This is a genomic window from Thauera butanivorans (assembly GCF_048398245.1).
GTDB classification, from domain to species: domain Bacteria; phylum Pseudomonadota; class Gammaproteobacteria; order Burkholderiales; family Rhodocyclaceae; genus Thauera; species Thauera butanivorans.
On sequence record NZ_CP183038.1, the window covers coordinates 1509945 to 1527114 of the forward strand.

16 protein-coding genes and 1 pseudogene are annotated in these 17170 nt (G+C 66.5%); 7 read left to right on the plus strand and 10 right to left on the minus strand.

Annotated features, from left to right (window positions below):
* The first annotated feature begins 512 nt into the window (after window positions 1–512).
* A complete protein-coding gene (locus ACNQFN_RS07270; protein ID WP_418648401.1) occupies window positions 513–1025 on the plus strand; it encodes a pilin in 513 nt (170 codons plus the stop codon).
* Window positions 1026–1206: 181 nt separating this feature from the next.
* On the opposite strand, the gene ACNQFN_RS07275 is transcribed toward ACNQFN_RS07270, so the two are convergent.
* Entirely contained in the window at window positions 1207–1419 is a 213-nt protein-coding gene (locus ACNQFN_RS07275; protein WP_418648402.1) for a type II toxin-antitoxin system Phd/YefM family antitoxin, read from the minus strand.
* Here ACNQFN_RS07275 and ACNQFN_RS07280 point away from each other — a divergent pair.
* A complete protein-coding gene (locus ACNQFN_RS07280; RefSeq protein ID WP_418648403.1) occupies window positions 1418–2290 on the plus strand; it encodes a hypothetical protein in 873 nt (290 codons plus the stop codon). The two genes, ACNQFN_RS07275 and ACNQFN_RS07280, sit on opposite strands and share 2 nt — an antisense overlap.
* A 184-nt stretch (window positions 2291–2474) precedes the next feature.
* On the opposite strand, the gene ACNQFN_RS07285 is transcribed toward ACNQFN_RS07280, so the two are convergent.
* The 3 genes from ACNQFN_RS07285 to ACNQFN_RS07295 form a co-directional block, all read right to left on the minus strand.
* Window positions 2475–3065 carry a Uma2 family endonuclease gene (locus tag ACNQFN_RS07285; protein ID WP_418648404.1) on the minus strand — a complete coding sequence of 197 codons (591 nt, stop codon included), beginning with the start codon at window positions 3063–3065 and terminating at the stop codon, window positions 2475–2477.
* Between the two features lie 97 nt (window positions 3066–3162).
* Complete coding sequence (locus tag ACNQFN_RS07290; protein WP_418648405.1) at window positions 3163–4056, minus strand: ketopantoate reductase family protein; 894 nt, start codon at window positions 4054–4056, stop codon at window positions 3163–3165.
* A 54-nt stretch (window positions 4057–4110) separates the two neighbouring features.
* A complete protein-coding gene (locus tag ACNQFN_RS07295; protein WP_418648406.1) occupies window positions 4111–5370 on the minus strand; it encodes an Hsp70 family protein in 1260 nt (419 codons plus the stop codon).
* A gap of 245 nt (window positions 5371–5615) precedes the next feature.
* Between ACNQFN_RS07295 and ACNQFN_RS07300 the strand changes: the two genes are divergently transcribed.
* Complete coding sequence (locus tag ACNQFN_RS07300; protein WP_418648407.1) at window positions 5616–6170, plus strand: DUF2242 domain-containing protein; 555 nt, start codon at window positions 5616–5618, stop codon at window positions 6168–6170.
* Window positions 6171–6607: 437 nt separating this feature from the next.
* Window positions 6608–7480 (plus strand): hypothetical protein, encoded by an 873-nt coding sequence (locus ACNQFN_RS07305; RefSeq protein WP_418648408.1) that lies wholly within the window; start codon window positions 6608–6610, stop codon window positions 7478–7480.
* 12 nt (window positions 7481–7492) lie between these two features.
* Here ACNQFN_RS07305 and mnhG read toward each other — a convergent pair whose 3' ends face one another.
* The 6 genes from mnhG to ACNQFN_RS07335 are packed head-to-tail and all read right to left on the minus strand — an operon-like array spanning window position 7493 to window position 13541.
* Complete coding sequence (mnhG, locus tag ACNQFN_RS07310; protein ID WP_068635621.1) at window positions 7493–7864, minus strand: monovalent cation/H(+) antiporter subunit G; 372 nt, start codon at window positions 7862–7864, stop codon at window positions 7493–7495.
* On the minus strand, window positions 7861–8145 hold the full coding sequence (locus ACNQFN_RS07315; RefSeq protein ID WP_068635622.1) for a K+/H+ antiporter subunit F: 285 nt from the start codon (window positions 8143–8145) through the stop codon (window positions 7861–7863). The genes mnhG and ACNQFN_RS07315 overlap by 4 nt, the downstream gene beginning before the upstream one ends.
* Window positions 8142–8666 carry a Na+/H+ antiporter subunit E gene (locus ACNQFN_RS07320; protein ID WP_068635623.1) on the minus strand — a complete coding sequence of 175 codons (525 nt, stop codon included), beginning with the start codon at window positions 8664–8666 and terminating at the stop codon, window positions 8142–8144. The genes ACNQFN_RS07315 and ACNQFN_RS07320 overlap by 4 nt, the downstream gene beginning before the upstream one ends.
* Window positions 8663–10294, minus strand: coding sequence for a monovalent cation/H+ antiporter subunit D (locus ACNQFN_RS07325; protein ID WP_068635624.1), 1632 nt, complete (start codon window positions 10292–10294; stop codon window positions 8663–8665). The genes ACNQFN_RS07320 and ACNQFN_RS07325 overlap by 4 nt, the downstream gene beginning before the upstream one ends.
* Window positions 10291–10632, minus strand: a complete 342-nt coding sequence (locus tag ACNQFN_RS07330; RefSeq protein ID WP_068635625.1) for a Na+/H+ antiporter subunit C — start codon at window positions 10630–10632, stop codon at window positions 10291–10293. The genes ACNQFN_RS07325 and ACNQFN_RS07330 overlap by 4 nt, the downstream gene beginning before the upstream one ends.
* On the minus strand, window positions 10632–13541 hold the full coding sequence (locus tag ACNQFN_RS07335) for a monovalent cation/H+ antiporter subunit A (RefSeq protein ID WP_068635626.1): 2910 nt from the start codon (window positions 13539–13541) through the stop codon (window positions 10632–10634). The genes ACNQFN_RS07330 and ACNQFN_RS07335 overlap by 1 nt, the downstream gene beginning before the upstream one ends.
* 370 nt (window positions 13542–13911) lie before the next feature.
* Between ACNQFN_RS07335 and adh the strand changes: the two genes are divergently transcribed.
* The 3 genes and pseudogenes from adh to ACNQFN_RS07350 all read left to right on the plus strand — a co-directional run.
* Window positions 13912–15432, plus strand: a complete 1521-nt coding sequence (gene adh, locus ACNQFN_RS07340; protein ID WP_418648409.1) for an aldehyde dehydrogenase — start codon at window positions 13912–13914, stop codon at window positions 15430–15432.
* An 86-nt stretch (window positions 15433–15518) separates the two neighbouring features.
* Entirely contained in the window at window positions 15519–15899 is a 381-nt protein-coding gene (locus ACNQFN_RS07345) for a DUF779 domain-containing protein (protein WP_418648410.1), read from the plus strand.
* A 272-nt stretch (window positions 15900–16171) separates the two neighbouring features.
* Window positions 16172–17170 (plus strand): annotated as a pseudogene (locus ACNQFN_RS07350) (sigma-54-dependent Fis family transcriptional regulator); the annotation flags it as partial.

Below are 17170 nucleotides of genomic sequence, written 5' to 3' on the forward strand. Positions count from 1 at the left end.
CCAGCTTGAAACGTGCCCATGGAGCGACCTCGGAGAGCTTTACACGGGTTATTTCGAGGCTACCCCCCCTCTCCCCCCCCCCCCCCCCTTGAATGCCATGAGGTTACCGGCGGCAATGCGGCGCCATAAGGTGCGCTTGGTCAGGCCCGTCAGCGACGCGGCGGTATTGAGGCTGATGAAGGACATGTGAATGCTCCGGGCGGATGTCGAATCAGGAGGTGGGCAAGGCCGTGCGGCGTGCGGCACGTCACTCCCGCGTATCTGCCCGCGAGTGTAATGGCAGACGGCTCCGGGGGAAAACAGCCGTCGCGCCTGTCACACCTGCCCGGGACATGATCGGGTGCGTCACGCCCCCATGTCCCGGGTCGGCGGGAAAGAGGCTGGATGTCGCGTGATCCATTTAACGGAAAAACGCCTTTTCGATGCTTTTGCGCGCTGGCACGGCGGTTGCGATAGGAAAGCCGGAAGGCGGCAGACGCATTCGCCGCCGGACGGTTCCGCAGTTTCCAACCATGAAGGGGAAAATCATGAAAAAGGCTCAACAGGGTTTCACGCTGATCGAACTGATGATCGTCGTGGCTATCGTCGGCATTCTGGCAGCTGTGGCGTTGCCGGCGTATCAGGACTATACGAAGCGCGCGAGAGTAACGGAAGGCATCTCGCTGGCGACTTCTGCAAAGACGGCTATTGCTGAAAATGCGGCGAGTGCGGTTGAATATGACGCTGGCTGGACCGCTCCCACCGCGACTGACAATGTACTGGACGTTGCGATCGATAATACTACCGGGGAAATTACGATTGAATACGCCGCACCAGTTGCTGCTACTGGTAGCAATGAATTGATCCTCTCTCCCTTTACCGGCGCACCTGGCTCAGAAGCAGCACTGCCTGACTCTACAACAGCTTACACTCCGCCTACTGATGGCATCCAATGGCAATGCTTGGCTGCCGGCGCTACTGCAAAAGTTACTGGAGCAACAGTAGGCACTCTTGAAGCCAAACTGGCGCCTTCCAACTGCCGTTAAGCTGAAAGTAGGATGCAGGCTGCTACATGAAGGCGGTCTGCATCCCACAGAAAAACCCGGAAACATGTACCTCGGGCGTTTCGGTGCTTTTTTTCATTCATCGCCACTCAATAATGAAAGATGAAAGCGCAGATTGCCCAATCTGCAGTTCATTGCCTCCACCCGATAAATCATGCGCTGTTCATCCGCGATGCGCCGTGACCAGACGCGGGGTGCTGGCCGGGGGACGCAGCAGGTAGGCCGTTTCTTCGAGCGCCTTGTAGTCTTCCAGCGATAGCATGACGATGGAGTGCCTGCCGTTGCGGCTGATCATGAGCGGTTCGTGGTCTCCGCAGGCGCGGATTATGGTGCTGGTCAGATTGGCACGGGGGGTGGTGTAGGTGATGGTGCCCATGGGGATTCCTGTTTTTCATGTACGTGTTCGCTATCCACTTGTCCAACTGATGCCCATCGTCCATCAACGCGCCCGCGCTGCCATCCGCGCGGCGCTTTTCCATTTTCTCGGCTCGCTGCTGGCTGCCGCGATGGCGGCGGCGCTGGTGCTGTGGGTGTGGTTTCCGCATCCGTATGATCTGCTCTCGGGCGGGCGCCAGCTATTCCTGATCGTGGTGGGCGTGGATGTAGTGTGTGGCCCCTTGCTGACGCTGGTGCTGTTCAACCCCCAGAAGTCGCGCCGGGAGCTGATCGCCGATATGTCGCTGGTGGTACTGATGCAGCTTGCGGCGCTGGCCTATGGCCTGCATACGACGCATGAGGCGCGGCCCTTGTTTCTGGTTCATGAAGTGGATCGCTTCCGCGTCATCACCCTGGGTGACTATGGCGGTGCGGACGTGGGCGAGGCCATCGCCCTGCTCGATGCGCCGCTGCGCCCGCACTGGCTGAAGGGGCCGGCGACGGTGGGCATCCGCGACCCGCGTGATGCCCAGGAGCGCCAGACTGTAATGCTGGAGTCAGTATTAGGCGGGCGCGATTATTCCCAGCGCCCCGAATTCTATGTGCCTTACGACGCCGCCTACCAAGCCAAGGCGCTGGCGCGCGCCAAACCCCTGCGGGCCTTCATCGCCCGCTATCCCGCCACGGCGGGCGACGCTGCCGGTTTGCTGAATGGGTACGGAGTGACCGCGGATGATGTGCTGTTCCTGCCCGTGCTGCACAGGCAGGACTGGGTGGCGGTGCTGGACAGGTCCGCGGGCATTCTGGGCTTTTTGCCGGGGGATGGATTCGAGGTGCGTGAAAGGAAACTCCGGATCGATGCGTCCGGATGATGCTACACGGTGGATGTGCGCCTGGATGCGCTTTTCGGCCCGCTTGTCGTGATGCTCTCACGGCTGGTGCGTGCTACTTTGCTGTGCGCGGTAGCGAGCCATCATTGGGTGGAGAGGCGCTTCTACCGGCGCAGGGCGGGGTGAGTCTCCGATCAGGCTTGGGCGTCGCCGCTGTGGCGGGGCCTCATGGATGGCCCGTCGCCCGTCCCGCTTGCAGGTCCACGTCCTCGTACAAGGCTTCGATGGGCAGGCGCAGGTCCACGCTGTCGAAGGCCACGGTCTGCCCGGCTTCGGCGGGGTAGAGTGCCCAGTGGCCGTCTTCGTGGCGGCGAAACAGGTCGACGCTGAGGCGCTCGGGGTCGATCAGCACGTATTCGCGCAGCGTGGGCAGCTTGCGGTACGAAGCGAACTTGCCGCCCCGGTCGTAGGCACTGGTCGATGGGGAGAGGACTTCCACCACCAGGCTGGGGGCGCTCATGTACTGGTCCTGCGCGCGGTCGGATTCGGCGCAGGTCACGAATACGTCGGGGTAGTAGAAGGCCTTGTCCGCCTGCACGTGCAGCTTCATGCCGGCAATGAACACACTGCAGGGGCCGCCGCGCAGGTGGTTGCGCAGGGCCATGAAGATGTTTCCGGCCACGGTTGCATGCGCCCTGGAAGCGCCCGCCATCGCGAACACCTCGCCGTCGAGGTATTCGTGCCTTTCGGTCTGGCGGGCTTCCCGGTCGAGGTAGGCGGCGGCGTCGAAGCGGGGCGAGGGGGCGGCAAGTGGCATGGGGAGACTCCCGGGGCGAGGATGGCAGCGCAAGCGCGCCGTGTGCTGTGCCATGTATTCCGATACGGTACACCATACGGAGTTCATCGCCTTGGGCTTACGCGGCTGTTCCTTCCAATGTCCTGATCAGCGTGTAAACGGCGCGATGGACCGGCAGCTCGAGGCCGGCTTCGTCCGCCAGTTTCAGCAATACGCCGGTGATGGCGTCGATCTCGGTGCGCCGTCCGGCCAGCACGTCCTGCAGCATGCTGGCGCGGTTTCCGGCCGTTGCCGTCGCCACCGCATGGACGCGGGCATGGGCGGCGGCTTCGTCCAGTGCCAGCCCCTGCGCATGCAGCACCGGCCAGGCCTCGTGCACCAGGGTGTCGAGCAGCAGGCGATGGGGCGGCTGCAGCAGCGCGCCGTTGGGCACGCGGAACAGCGCCGCGAGCGGGTTGATTGCGACATTGACCAGCAGCTTGGCCAGCCGGGCGGCGGCAATGTCCGGCGCCACGCGGGCGACGAAGCCCGCGGCCACCAGCAATTCGGCAACCGGCTCGAAGCCGGGCGGCAACAGCGTCTCGCCGGCGCCGGCCGGGTGCACGCCATGCGCATCGCGCCAGGCGCCTTCGGTGGTCACGCCCTGGCCGGCCAGCAGCGCCGGGCCGGCGGCGGGCAGCAGGTCTTCCACCAGCCCGTTCTGCAGCGACAGCACGCCCCTGGGCCGCATCGCCAGCGCCGTGGCCGCCGCGGTGGCGGTGTCGCCGGTCTTGACCAGCACGATCACCCAGTCCGCCGCGGGCGCTTCGTTCGGCCCGAACACGTCCAGCCGCCGCAGGCGGGCGCCGACGGGGACGCCCTGGCGCAGGGCTTCGGCGCGCTGGCTGTCGCGTGCGATCACCGCCACCGGAACGGAGTCGGCAAGGCGCGCCGCGAACGCGAGGCCGAGCGCGCCGGCGCCGATGATGGCAAGCGGATAAGGATGGGGCGAGGGAGGGGCAGAGGTATCCATGATGGCGAGTGTCCGCCATCGGCATGGCTTGCGGCAAGAGGCCGGGTTAGGCGCTCAGCCGTAGCGGCGCGCGGCTTCCACTGCCAGGCCGGCGCCGATGCTGCCGTAGAGATCGCCTTCCACGGCGCGTGCCGACGGCAGTTCGGCGGCGATGCGGGTACGCAATTGCGGTACGCCGCTGGCGCCGCCGGTGAAATACACCGTATCCACTTGTTCGCGGCGGATGCCTGCATCGTCGAGCAGTTGCGCCACGCAGCCGCCGACGCGTTCCACCAGCGCCGTCGTTGCGGCGGTGAAGTCCGCCGACGTGATCGCGTGCCACAACCCGTCTTCGAGCCGGCCGAGATCCAGGGCCGCCGTGGCTGCGGTCGATAGATCGATCTTGGCCTGTTCCACCTGCAGCGCCAGCCAGTGGCCTTCGCGCCGGCTCAGCAAGCGCGCCAGGCGGTCGAGTCCGGTGCGCTCGGCGGCATCGCGGTAGATGTTCTGGAAATCGTTCCAGGCCTGGCGGCTGTAGGCCGCGTTGATGGTGTGCCAGGTCGACAGCTGGAAATACAGGCTGGCCGGGACGTGGGCGCCGTTCTTCATGAGGCCGCGGTGGCCGAGCAGGGGCATCACGCAATCCAGGCTCAGGGCGCGGTCGAAGTCGGTGCCGCCGACGTGGATGCCGGCATTGCCCAGCAGGTCGCCGCCGCGCTCGTCGTGGCGGGCGCGTTCGGGCGACAGCCGGACCAGCGAGAAGTCCGCCGTGCCGCCGCCGATGTCGGCGACCAGCACCAGTTCCTCGCCCGACAGCGATCGCTCGTAGTGCAGCGCCGCGCCGATCGGCTCGAACTGGAAGCTGACTTCGGCGAAGCCCACCTGGCGCGCGATCGCTTCCAGCGTGTCCTGCGCCTTGCGGTCCGCGGCTTCGTCGTCATCGACGAAATGCACCGGACGGCCGAACACCGCATGGTCGAAGCCGCGGCCGGCCTGCGCTTCGGCGCGTTGCTTGAGTTCGCCGATGAAAGCGGCCAGCAGGTCGCGAAAGCGCAGCGCGCGGCCCTGTACCTCGGTCTGGCCGTCGAACAGGCTGGAGCCGAGCAGGCTCTTCAGCGCGCGCATCAGGCGGCCCTCGTAGCCTTCGAGGTACTGTGCCAGCGCGTCGCGGCCGAAATGGGTACTGTCCTCGTCGGCATTGAAGAACACCGCCGACGGCAGCGTCGGCCTGCCATCTTCGAGCGCCAGCAGCGGAGCCGCATCGGGCCGCAGCCAGCCGGCAGTGGAGTTGGAGGTGCCGAAGTCGATGCCGCAGGCGCGGGCGGGAGCATGCATGGAGGCGGGCGGCGCAGGGCCGTGCTGCGGAAGCGGCCGCGCATGTTAGCCGACGGAAGGGCGATGTTCCACCGTACCTGTGTCCGCATGGCCGGCAATGTCCGTCTGCCCGCTCCGTTCTCGGCTCCGCGGCGAGCCGGGCGGAAATGTATGGGGCTGTTTCGCAGAAGGCTTGCGCATGTACCGGGGATGGGCGATGTTTTACCATTCGTATCCGTTCTGCCCGACGAGCCCTGCAGCCGTCCATGCCCCCAGCCGCCTTTCGCCTTTCCCTTGCCGGTGTTTCCGTTCTGCTGGTCGCGGCCTGCGCCTCGCCGCCGCCGGTGTATGACATGGAAACCTTCCAGCACGAATCTCCGTTCGCCACCTGGAGCACGCGCGAGCCCGCCGAGGCATGCGAACTCGGCAAGCGCGCCTTGCTGAGCCAGGGCTATCGGATCGAGGGCACGGACATGGTGCGGATCAGGGGCGAGAAGCTGTTCCAGCCCCAGCCGGACGAAGGCGTCACGCTCAACATCACGCTGGTGTGCCTGCCCAGCAACGTCGGTGCGGTGATCTACGCCAATGCGCTGCAGACGCGCTATGCGCTGAAATCGAGTTCGACCAGCACCGGCCTCAGCGTGACCGGCCTCGGTTCCATCTCGCTGCCCTGGACGGCGGCCAAGGAGTCGCTGGTCAAGATCGGCGAGGAAACGGTCACCAGCCCGACCTTCTACCGCCGCCTGTTTTCGCTGATCCAGACGCTCGACGGCACGCGGATCGATGGCATCGAACTCGACAGTGCCGATACGGGCTCCTGAGCCCAAAAGGCATCCTCGTCGATTGTGACCTATAATCCGGTCCTGGCTTTTCCCTGGCGCTGCCCCTCCATGATTTTCCTCCGCCCCGACGAGTTTTCGCCCGCGCCGCATGCCGCGGGCCGTCGTGTGGGCCGCGGGCGGGTTGTTCCCTCATTCCAGCGCGGCCTCGTGCTGGCGCAATCCTTCAAGACGACGGGGTCTCCCGCCGTGCTTTCCCCGGCCGTGCGGGGCCGGAACCGGGACTGATCCCAGGCCACCCCGCACGGCACCTTGCCCAGGGCGCTTCAGCGTGCGCCCTGATCAACGTGCAGCCAGTGCGGGACGCCGGATGGCCGGATTCTTCCACCTTGCGCTTTCAGGCAGGGCGTTTCCACTCCCAGGCTGCAGTCACGATGCCACGCGATGCGTGGCGAGGCACTTGCACATGGGGTGATGAGATGGTTCTCACAAGAAGCTTCGTTCGGGCCAAGCGCCCGTGCACCGATGGATTCCGCTGGTTCGTGCGCCAGTTCGGCGAAGGCGGCAACTACCAGGAACTGCTCGACCGGATGGTGGCGGCCGGGCGGGTGGGCGATGCCTGCTGGCTGCTCGAACAGTTCGGCCCGACCGGCGAGCTGCGCGTCGTCGATGCGGTCGAAGCCGATGCCATCGTGTTCGCCGGCACGCTGGAAGTGCGGGGCAATGTCGATGTCGAAGGCAGGCTTCACGTCGGCGGTGATCTGCGGGCCGGGGGCGGTGTGCGCGTCGGCGGCGAACTGGTCGTCGGTGGCGACTTGCGGGTGGAAGGCGGCGTGCGGGCGGCAAGCCATGCCGATGTCGGTGGCGACATGCGCGTGGGCTGGGGCGTGGATGCGCTGGGCGATCTGCGCTGCGCAGGAGAGCTCCGCGTGGCTTGGGACCTGCGCTGCGAAGGGCGCATGCGGGTGGAGGGCAATGCCGGCATCGGCACCGATCTGTGCTGCGAAGGCGAACTGCGTTGCCGCAAGGGCCTGCAGGCCGGAGGCGACATCAGCGTGGCGGCGAATCTGCGCGTGGATCAGGGTATCGTCGCAGGTGCTTCGATCGAGGCCGGCATGCACCTGGAAGCCGGCTGGGGCATCAAGGCGGGGGGCCTGATCCGTGCCGAGGCGGCCATCCGGGCCGGCGAGAGCCTGCAGGCAGGCGAGGGGATCCGGGCCGGCGACGGCTATGGCGTGTATGCCGGGCTGGACGTGCAGGTGGAGTCCTGGGAAAGCAGCGCCCGCGTCAGCGCGCCGGTGAAGCCCGACAGCCTGATGAGCGGCTGGTGGGCCGGGCCTGCAGTGTGCTGAGGGCGGGGCGGCTCAGGCGCCGGTGGCCGTGCGGTCGGTGCCCGTCTTTTCCTTGTCCGCCACGTGTTCCTTGCGCAGGTCGCGATAGACTGCGGCGCGCATGATCATCATCGCCACCACCGGTGCGGTCATCAGCACGAACACGCTGATCAGCAGTTCGTGGATCACCAGCCGGGACTGCGTCGCGGTGAAGTAGATCATCGATGCGATCAGGATGCAGCCCGCGCCGAGCGTGACGGTGATGGCCGGGCCGTGGATGCGCTGGTAGAAATTGGCCAGCCGCAGCAGGCCCAGGGCGCCGACCAGCGAGATCAGCCCGCCCAGCACGAGCAGGAAGGCCACCGGCAGTGCCGCCCAGGTCGGCAGGGTTTCGGCGATGTTCATTCGATCACCTCGCCGCGCATCAGGAACTTCGCCAGTGCGACCGTCGATACGAAGCCGAGCAGCGCGATCATCAGCGCTGCCTCGAAATAGATCTGGCTGCCGTGGCGGATGCCCAGCATCAGGGCCAGCAGCATCGCGCACATCCACAGCGTGTCCAGGGCCAGCACGCGATCCTGCGCGGAGGGGCCGATCAGCAGGCGCAGGGTGCACAGGATCATTGCCAGCACCACGCAGACGAGTGCGAAGACGATGGCTGCCGACAGCAGGCTCGTGGTTGTCACGTCGTTTTCTCCCGTTCGGAATGCCTGGGTTGCTCGAACACCTCGATGATCGGTTGTTCGTAGTGCGATTTGATGGTGTCGATCCACCATTGCTCGTCGTGCAGGTCGAACACGTGGAGCAGCAGTTCGTGGGTGTCGGGCACGATTTCCACCCATACCGTGCCGGGCGTCGAATTGATCAGGCAGGACAGCAGGGCGAGGCCGTAGGGGTCGCGCAGGTCGAGGGGAATGTGGATGAACTGCGAATTGACCCCTTCGGTGCGGCGGAACAGGATGATCCGGCTGACGTTGAAGCACGAGCGCACGATCTCGATCAGCGACAGCCACAGCAGGCGGAACAGCACGAACGGCCGCGAGATGCGCGGGTAGCCCTGGGGCTGCAGCGGGCGGGCGAGCACCGGCGCGACGATGCCGAGCACGGCACCGAGCAGCAGGTGGGCGGGCTCGATGGTCTGGTTGAGCAGCAGCCACATCAGCAGCAGGCACAGCGACAGCAGCGGAGAGGGGAGCCAGCGTTTCATCGTTCCGCCTCCTGCTGGGGCATGCGCGTCACTGCGGGCTCGTGCAGCACGCGTTCGCCATAGGTGGTGGTCTGCGTCAGCCCGGCGACGGTGCGGTCCAGGTAGTCGAAGACCGGCCCGGCCTGCACCGTGAGCAGCACGCAGAAGGTGACCAGCGCGGTGATCGGCGCCGCTTCGGTGAATTGCAGCCGCGGCGGCGCGATGTCGCCCGAGGCCCAGAAGATGCGCACGCCCAGCCGCATCAGGGCGATGATGGCGGCCAGGCCGCCGACGATGACCAGCGCGATGAAGCCCCAGGTCAGCCCCGGAATGCGGCCGTCGGTGGGCAGGACGTCGAGCAGCGCGTGGAACAGGCTGAACTTGGCGACGAAGCCCGACAGCGGCGGCATGCCGCTGATGACCAGCGCGCAGGCGGCGAAGCTCAGGCCCAGGAAGGCCAGCGTGCCGGGGATGCCCTGGCCGACCGGGTCTTCGGGTTTGTCCTCGATGGCGAAGGCTTCCATCGTGATCGCGATCAGTGCTGCGCCGGGCGGGCGGATGCGGTCGGTGAGTTCGACCAGCAGCATGAACGCCGCCATCGCCAGCGTCGAGCCGAGCAGGTAGTACAGGCCGGAGGCCAGCACCGGGCCGCCGGCCAGGCCGATCACCGCGAGCAGGGTGCCGGACGAGATGATGGCGCCATAGCCGGCCATGCGCCCGCCGTCCTGGCTGGCCAGCATGCCAACCGCGCCGAAGAACAGGGTCGCCATGCCGCCGATCGTCAGCGCGGTGAAGCCGAAGCCGGCCAGCGCCCCGGCGCCGTCGCCGAACACCGTCATCCATACCCGCAGCACGGCATAGACGCCGACCTTGGTCATCAGCACCAGCATCGCCGCGACGGGCGCCGAGGCCGAGGCGTAGGTGCCGGGCAGCCAGAAACCCAGCGGCCACATCGCGCCCTTGGTCAGGAAGGCCAGGCCGAGGGTGGTGACGCCGATCGCCAGCAGCCAGGTGTCTTCGGTGCCGAGCAGGGCGACGCGCATGCCCAGGTCGGTGAGGTTGAGCGTGCCGCTGGCGGCGTAGATCAGCGCCACGCCGATCAGGAACAGGAAGGAGGCGACCAGGTTGATGGCGATGTACTGCATGCCGGCCCGGATGCGCTGCAGGTTGTAGCCGTGCAGCACCAGGCCGTAGGAGGCCGCCAGCATGACCTCGAAGAAGACGAACAGGTTGAACAGGTCGTTGGTCAGGAAGGCGCCGTTCAGGCCCATCAGCAGGAACTGGAACAGGGTGTGGAACTGGATGCCCACCCGGTCCCAGCGTTTGGCCGAGAACACCAGCACCGCCAGCGCGATGGTGGCGGTGAGCAGCAGCATCAGCGCGGTGAGCCGGTCGACGAGCAGGGCGATGCCGAACGGCGCGGGCCAGTTGGCGGCGAGATAGACGCCGATGCCGTCGGGCCAGTAGCCGCCGTCGGCCATCACCAGCAGCGCTGCGGCCAGCAGCCACAGCAGCACCGTGCTGGTGACGCTGAGGGCGAACTTGAGCGTGTAGCGGCTCTGCTTGACCGGGATCAGCAGCGCGCCGGCCAGCAGCGGCAGCAGGATCGGCAGGACGATGAAGTGCTGCAGGAAGGGCAGGGCGTTCATTCGCGCGGCTCCTTGCCGTCCACGTGGTCGCTGCCGGTCAGGCCGCGGGCGCCGATCATGATGACGAGATAGAGCGCGGTGGTCGCGAAACCGATCACGATGGCGGTCAGCACCAGGGCTTGCGGCAGCGGGTCGGCGAACTGGGCGGGGTCGATGTCGGGGCTGAGGGTGATCGGCGGACGGTCGACCGACAGCCGGCCCATGGCGAAGATGAAGATATTGACGGCGTAGGACATCAACAGCAGACCGGTGATGAGCTGGAAGGTGCGGGGCCGCAGGATCAGCCAGATACCCGAGCCGAACATGACGCCGACGGCGAGCGCGATGACGATTTCCATTACAGCGCTCCTTCGCTGGCGGCGGGCATGGCCGCATCCGCGGCCTGTTCGCTCGCCTTCTTGTGCGCACGCAGCGACTGGTGCGCCAGCGCGACCAGCATCAGCATCGTCGTGCCGACCACCACCGCGAACACGCCCAGGTCGAACACGAAGGCGCTGGGCACGTGCAGTTCGCCGAGCACCGGAAGATGGAGGTGCGCGGTGTGCGAGGTCAGGAAGGGATGGCCGAAGGCCCAGGAACCCAGGCCGGTGACGCCGGCCAGCAGCAGGCCGAAGCCCAGCCAGCGGTGGGGCCTGAGGGTGATGTGGGCTTCGACCCAGGTCGCGCCGGCGAGCATGTACTGGACGAGGATGGCGACGGCGAAGATCAGGCCGGCGACGAAACCGCCGCCGGGCAGGTTGTGCCCGCGCATGAAGAAGTAGGCCGCGATCACGCCCATGAAGGGCAGCAGCGTGCGCAGATAGACGCCCGGCACGAACAGGTAGCCGCTGTCGGCCTGCTCGGATGGCGTCTGCCGGCTGGCCGGGTCGAAGGCGTGCAGTTGCTGCTGCGGCACTTCGGCACTGTCGGGCGCCGGGCGGAAGCGGCGCAGCAGGGCGTAGACGATGAGCGCGACGATCGCCAGTACGGTGATCTCGCCCATCGTATCGAAGGCGCGGAAATCGACCAGCAGCACGTTCACCACGTTGCTGCCGCCGCCACCGGAGAGCGCGTTGAGCAGGAAGAAGTCGGCGATGGTGTCCGAGGCCGGGTGCACCAGCACGGCGTAGGTCAGTACCGTCATCACCAGGCCGCCGGCCACGGCGAGCATCATGTGCAGCGCACGCCTCGTCCAGTCGCGGCGGGACGCGGCAGCCTGCATCTCCGCCGATTCGATGCGGGGTGGCAGCCAGCGCAGGCCGAGCAGCAGCAGCACGGTGGTGACGGTTTCGACCATCAACTGGGTCAGCGCGAGATCGGGTGCCGACAGCCACAGGAAGGTGGCGGCGGTGATGATGCCGGTGCCGCCGACCAGCACCAGGGCGGTCAGGCGATGGTACTTCGCCATCCATGCGGCCGAAACCGCGCAGGCGCCGCCGATCAGCCAGATGCCGGCGAACAGCGGGTCGAAGCCTTCCAGCGGCAGTATCGTCCAGTCGGGCGGCAGTCCGGCGAGCAGCAGCGGGACGATCAGCAGCATCAGCATCAGCATCAGCAACTGCTTCTGCAGCTTGGAGGTGCCCAGGCGGCGGACCAGCCATTCCGCTGCGCGGGTCAGGGACTGCATCGCGGTTTCATAGGCCTGGGCGCCGTTGAAGTGGCTGAGCAGCGGCGCGCGCGTGCGCTCGCGCAGGTTGAAGCGCCAGCGCAGCACCGCGTACAGCGTGATGCCGCCGAACAGGGCGATGATGCTCATCACCAGGGGCAGGTTCCAGCCGTGCCAGGTCGCCAGGTTGTAGTCGGGGGTGTGTTCGCGCAGGCTCGCCGCCACCGCCAGGTCGAGGACGGGGCCGATGCTGATGGCCGGCGCGATGCCCACCACCAGGCAGGTGAACGCCAGCAACTCGACCGGAAAGCGCATCCAGCGCGGCGGCTCGTGCGGGTCGCGCGGCAGCTCGCCGGCCGGCTTGCCGAAGAAGATGGAGATGAAGCGCAGCGAATAGGCGACGCTGAACATGCCCATCGCCACCGCGGCGACCGACATCCACCAGTTGCGGTCGCCGCCGACATGCAGCGTTTCGGCGAAGAACATCTCCTTGGACAGGAAGCCGTTCAGCAGCGGCACGCCGGCCATCGCCGCGCTGGCGACGATGGCCAGCGTGGCGGTGACCGGCAGCTTGTGGCGCAGCCCGCCCAGCAGGCGCAGGTCGCGCGTGCCGGTTTCGTGGTCGATGATGCCGGCGGCCATGAACAGCGAGGCCTTGAAGGTGGCGTGGTTCAGGATGTGGAAGATCGCCGCGACCATCGCCAGCGGCGTACCGATGCCGATCAGTACGGTGATCAGGCCGAGGTGGCTGATCGTCGAATAGGCCAGCAGGCCCTTGAGGTCGTGCTGGAAGATGGCGATGAAGGCGCCGATCAACAGCGTACACACGCCCGCGCCGCCGATGATCCAGGTCCATTCCGGCGTGCCCGCCAGGGCCGGCCACAGGCGCACCAGCAGGAACACGCCGGCTTTCACCATCGTCGCCGAATGCAGGTAGGACGACACCGGCGTCGGAGCCGCCATGGCGTGCGGCAGCCAGAAGTGGAAGGGGAACTGCGCGCTCTTGGTCAGCGCGCCCAGCGCGATGAGCAGCAAGGCGGTCAGGTACAGATCGTCGCTGCGGATGAGTTCGCCGGCCGCCAGCACGATGTCGAGGTCGTAGCTGCCGACGATGTGGCCCAGCACGAGCACGCCGGCGAGCAGGCACAGGCCGCCGGTGGCGGTGACGGTGAAGGCCATCCGCGCGCCGCGCCGGGCGTCGGCGCGGTGGTGCCAGTAGCCGATCAGCAGGAAGGAGGTCAGGCTCGTCAGTTCCCAGAACACCACGAGCTGGACCAGGTTGCCCGACAGCACCACGCCCAGCATCGAGCCCATGAAGGCGAGCAGGAAGGAGAAGAAGCGGGGCACCGGGTCGTTCGGTGACATGTAGTAGCGCGCGTACAGCACCACCAGCAGGCCGATGACGAGTACCAGCAAGGTGAACACCCAGGCCAGGCCATCCATGCGCAGCAGGAAGTACAGGCCTTGCGCGGGCAGCCAGTCGAAGCCCTCGCGCAGCACCGTGCCTTCCGACATCTCCGGATAGAGCGAGATCGCGACGATGAGCCCGTAGACCGCCACACCGGCCGCCAGCCAGAACTCCCGGTTGCGGGCGTCCTGTGGCATCGATGCTGCGATCAGGCTGGCGATGAAGGGGACGAAGACGAGGGAGGCAAGCAGCATCGGGCCGTGGCTGTCGGGGAGGGGGACGGCCACGAAGATACCACAGCAAATACCGCGCCAAGATGTGTCCGATCGACGAAATTTCCTTCTTTTTGCTGCTGTTGGCTGGCTTTGCGGCGAGGCCGGAATGTCGATAAGGAGCTTCCCTAATGGAGCATGGGGCATGCATGCCGGATTGCTCCATATGCTCATATTTATGGAGCAGTTGTTCCGTACTGACATGCTCCGCCCATGACGCCGCTCCCGATGTGCAGCCGGTTTTTACCGTAACTGCTTGAAGGGAAATGGGCTTGCCATGCTGGCACGATGCCTGCTGGAGGTGCGTGGTGGCGGTCGACGCCCATGAACACCAGAACGAGGAGACAGCGAGATGATCTACGCAATGCCCGGCCAGTCCGGGGCCCCGGTGCAGCACAAGGCGCGCTACGACAACTTCATCGGCGGCCGTTGGGTTTCGCCGGTCAAGGGCCAGTACTTCGACGTGGTGACGCCGATCAGCGGCCAGATCTATACGCAGGCGGCACGCTCCACCGCCGAGGACATCGAGCTGGCGCTGGACGCGGCGCACGCGGCGTTTCCGGCCTGGAGCAAGACGCCGGCGGCCGAGCGGGCCAACATTCTGCTCCGGATCGCCGAGCGCATCGAACAGAACCTGGAACGGCTGGCCTACGCCGAGACGGTCGACAACGGCAAGGCGATCCGCGAGACGCTCAACGCCGACATTCCGCTCACCGTCGATCACTTCCGCTACTTCGCCGGCTGCCTGCGCGCGCAGGAAGGCAGCATCAGCGAGATCGACGAGAACACCGTCGCCTACCACCTGCACGAACCGCTGGGCGTGGTCGGGCAGATCATCCCGTGGAACTTCCCGATCCTGATGGCGGCCTGGAAGCTCGCGCCGGCGCTGGGCGCGGGCAACTGCGTGGTGTTGAAGCCCGCCGAATCGACGCCGGTCTCGATCATGGTGCTGGTCGAACTGATCGCCGACCTGCTGCCGCCGGGCGTGCTCAACATCGTCAACGGCTTCGGCCGCGAAGCCGGCATGCCGCTGGCCACCAGCAAGCGCATCGCCAAGATCGCCTTCACCGGCTCGACCTCGACCGGGCGGGTGATCGCCCAGGCCGCGGCCAACAACCTGATCCCGGCCACGCTGGAGCTGGGCGGCAAGTCGCCCAACATCTTCTTCGCCGACGTCATGGACCGCGACGACGCCTTCCTCGACAAGGCCATCGAAGGCATGGTGCTGTTCGCCTTCAACCAGGGCGAAGTGTGCACCTGCCCGAGCCGGGCGCTGATCCAGGAAAGCATCTACGAGCGCTTCATCGAGCGCGTGCTCGAGCGCGTGGCGGCGATCAAGCACGGCCACCCGCTCGACACCGAGTCGATGATGGGCGCGCAGGCCTCGCGCGAGCAAATGAGCAAGATCCAGTCCTACCTGGCGCTGGGCAAGGAAGAAGGGGCCGAAGTGCTGATCGGCGGCGACAAGGCGAATCTGGGCGGCGAACTGAGCGAGGGCTACTACATCCAGCCCACGCTGTTCAAGGGCCACAACAAGATGCGCATCTTCCAGGAAGAGATCTTCGGCCCGGTGCTGGCGGTGACCACCTTCAAGGACGAAGCCGAGGCGCTGGCGATCGCCAACGACACGCTGTACGGGCTGGGTGCGGGGGTGTGGAGCCGCAACGGCAACGTGGCCTACCGCATGGGCCGGGCGATCCAGGCCGGGCGGGTGTGGACCAACTGCTACCACGCCTATCCGGCGCATGCGGCCTTCGGCGGCTACAAGGAGTCGGGCATCGGGCGCGAGACCCACAAGATGATGCTCGACCACTACCAGCAGACCAAGAACCTGCTCGTCAGCTACAGCGAGAACAAGCTCGGGTTCTTCTGAGACGGCTCTCCTCCCGCGCCTGCTTGCGGGCGCTTGGTCGGGGGCAGGCGACTGCCCCCGACACTTGTACTGCGGAGCAGACAATCATGGTCAAGCGCGTCATCGCCACACCTGCGGCGCTCGAACTGATCGACCAGCTCAAGGCCGAGCATGGATCCGATCTGATCTTCCACCAGTCCGGCGGCTGCTGCGACAACAGCGCCGCCAACTGCTACCTGCCCACCGATCTGACGATCGGCCCGTACGACGTCCATCTCGGCGAGATCGGCGGCGTTCCGTTCTACATCAGTGCGTCGCAATACGAATACTGGAAGCACACGCAATTGATCATCGACGTGGTGGAAGGAACGGGTGGCACCTTCTCGCTGGAAGGCGGCACCGGCAAGGCCTTCCTGACCCGCTCGCGGCTGTTCGACGACGACGAGATGGCCGAGGTGGAAGCCGAGGATCGCGCCTGCGGCCGCTAGCTGCGGCAGCCCTTCCCGCCGAGGGATGCAGTGTTCCCATGGTGTTCCTTTTCGCCCGGCGAATTTTTTCTGCTTTGTTTTCTGCTTTGCTGCAGCAGCTTTTGCTTTAATAGTCCCGGTGAGCCGGCATGGTCCGGTGCTGGAGACGAACGACGATGGGGCGGATCTTTACGCGCGCGCCGCTGGCGGACTTGCCCGTGCCTGCGTCGAAGCGGCCTTGCGACCCCGGGCGGACCGCCGGCGAGAGGCTGCATCGTCTTGCGCTGGAGCCTGCCGCCGACGGGCGTGTGACGCTCGCCCGCCTGGCTACTGGCGATGCCGGTCTGCAGCGGGTGCTCGATCGTGCCGGCAGGGTGGTGGGGCGCAACATCCCGTTGCTGATCCAGGGCGAATCCGGTGTCGGCAAGGAATTGCTGGCACAGGCCTGCCACAACAGCGGGCCGCGGGCCGATGGCCCTTTCGTCGCCCTCAACTGCGCAGCGATTCCCGAAAGCCTGATCGAAGCCGAACTCTTCGGCTATGTCGGCGGCGCCTTCACCGGCGCACGGCGCGAAGGCGCGGTGGGGCGCATCCAGCAGGCCGACGGCGGCACGCTGTTCCTGGACGAGATCGGCGACATGTCGCTGTCCATGCAGGCGAGGCTGCTGCGCGTGCTGCAGGAGCGCCGCGTGGTGCCGGTCGGTGCCCGGGAGGCGCTGCCGGTCGACATCGCGCTGGTGTCGGCGACGCACCGGACGCTGAACGAATCGGTGAAGAACGGCCTGTTCCGCGAGGACCTCTACTACCGCATCAACGGCCTGACCGTCCACCTGCCGCCCTTGCGTGCGCGCACCGACATGCGTGTCATCGTCGGCCTGTTGATCGAGGCGGAGTGCGCCGGCCGGCCGTGCGATGGTGTGAGCGTGTCGGAAGAAGTGATGCACTTCTTCGAGGCATATGCCTGGCCGGGCAACATCCGCCAATTGCAGAACGTGCTGCGGGTGGCGTTGGCGCTGCTCGATGACGATGAACGGGTGATCCTGCCGCGGCATCTGCCGGAGGAAATCTTCGATGCCGAAGCTGTGCCGGTTTTCGTCACATCTCGGGCAGGAGCAGAGTCCAGGAGGATGCTGTCCGTAGCAGCCCGACCGCGTGGCCGTCCCCCGCTGGGTCTGGACGAGAGCCTGATCCAGCGGGCGCTGGCCGAACACGGCGGCAACGTGTCAGCTGCTGCACGGGCCTTGGGCATCGCCCGCAACACCTTGTACCGCAAGCTGGGCCGCAACTTTTGA

What these genes read in the sequence shown, in the direction of transcription:
- ACNQFN_RS07270 (WP_418648401.1), top strand. Translation starts at nt 513, where the DNA reads ATGAAGGGGAAAATCATGAAAAAGGCTCAACAGGGTTTCACGCTGATC.
- ACNQFN_RS07280 (WP_418648403.1), top strand. Translation starts at nt 1,418, where the DNA reads ATGGGGATTCCTGTTTTTCATGTACGTGTTCGCTATCCACTTGTCCAA.
- ACNQFN_RS07275 (WP_418648402.1), bottom strand. Translation starts at nt 1,419, where the DNA reads ATGGGCACCATCACCTACACCACCCCCCGTGCCAATCTGACCAGCACC.
- ACNQFN_RS07285 (WP_418648404.1), bottom strand. Translation starts at nt 3,065, where the DNA reads ATGCCACTTGCCGCCCCCTCGCCCCGCTTCGACGCCGCCGCCTACCTC.
- ACNQFN_RS07290 (WP_418648405.1), bottom strand. Translation starts at nt 4,056, where the DNA reads ATGGATACCTCTGCCCCTCCCTCGCCCCATCCTTATCCGCTTGCCATC.
- ACNQFN_RS07295 (WP_418648406.1), bottom strand. Translation starts at nt 5,370, where the DNA reads ATGCATGCTCCCGCCCGCGCCTGCGGCATCGACTTCGGCACCTCCAAC.
- ACNQFN_RS07300 (WP_418648407.1), top strand. Translation starts at nt 5,616, where the DNA reads ATGCCCCCAGCCGCCTTTCGCCTTTCCCTTGCCGGTGTTTCCGTTCTG.
- ACNQFN_RS07305 (WP_418648408.1), top strand. Translation starts at nt 6,608, where the DNA reads ATGGTTCTCACAAGAAGCTTCGTTCGGGCCAAGCGCCCGTGCACCGAT.
- mnhG (WP_068635621.1), bottom strand. Translation starts at nt 7,864, where the DNA reads ATGAACATCGCCGAAACCCTGCCGACCTGGGCGGCACTGCCGGTGGCC.
- ACNQFN_RS07320 (WP_068635623.1), bottom strand. Translation starts at nt 8,666, where the DNA reads ATGAAACGCTGGCTCCCCTCTCCGCTGCTGTCGCTGTGCCTGCTGCTG.
- ACNQFN_RS07325 (WP_068635624.1), bottom strand. Translation starts at nt 10,294, where the DNA reads ATGAACGCCCTGCCCTTCCTGCAGCACTTCATCGTCCTGCCGATCCTG.
- ACNQFN_RS07330 (WP_068635625.1), bottom strand. Translation starts at nt 10,632, where the DNA reads ATGGAAATCGTCATCGCGCTCGCCGTCGGCGTCATGTTCGGCTCGGGT.
- ACNQFN_RS07335 (WP_068635626.1), bottom strand. Translation starts at nt 13,541, where the DNA reads ATGCTGCTTGCCTCCCTCGTCTTCGTCCCCTTCATCGCCAGCCTGATC.
- adh (WP_418648409.1), top strand. Translation starts at nt 13,912, where the DNA reads ATGATCTACGCAATGCCCGGCCAGTCCGGGGCCCCGGTGCAGCACAAG.
- ACNQFN_RS07345 (WP_418648410.1), top strand. Translation starts at nt 15,519, where the DNA reads ATGGTCAAGCGCGTCATCGCCACACCTGCGGCGCTCGAACTGATCGAC.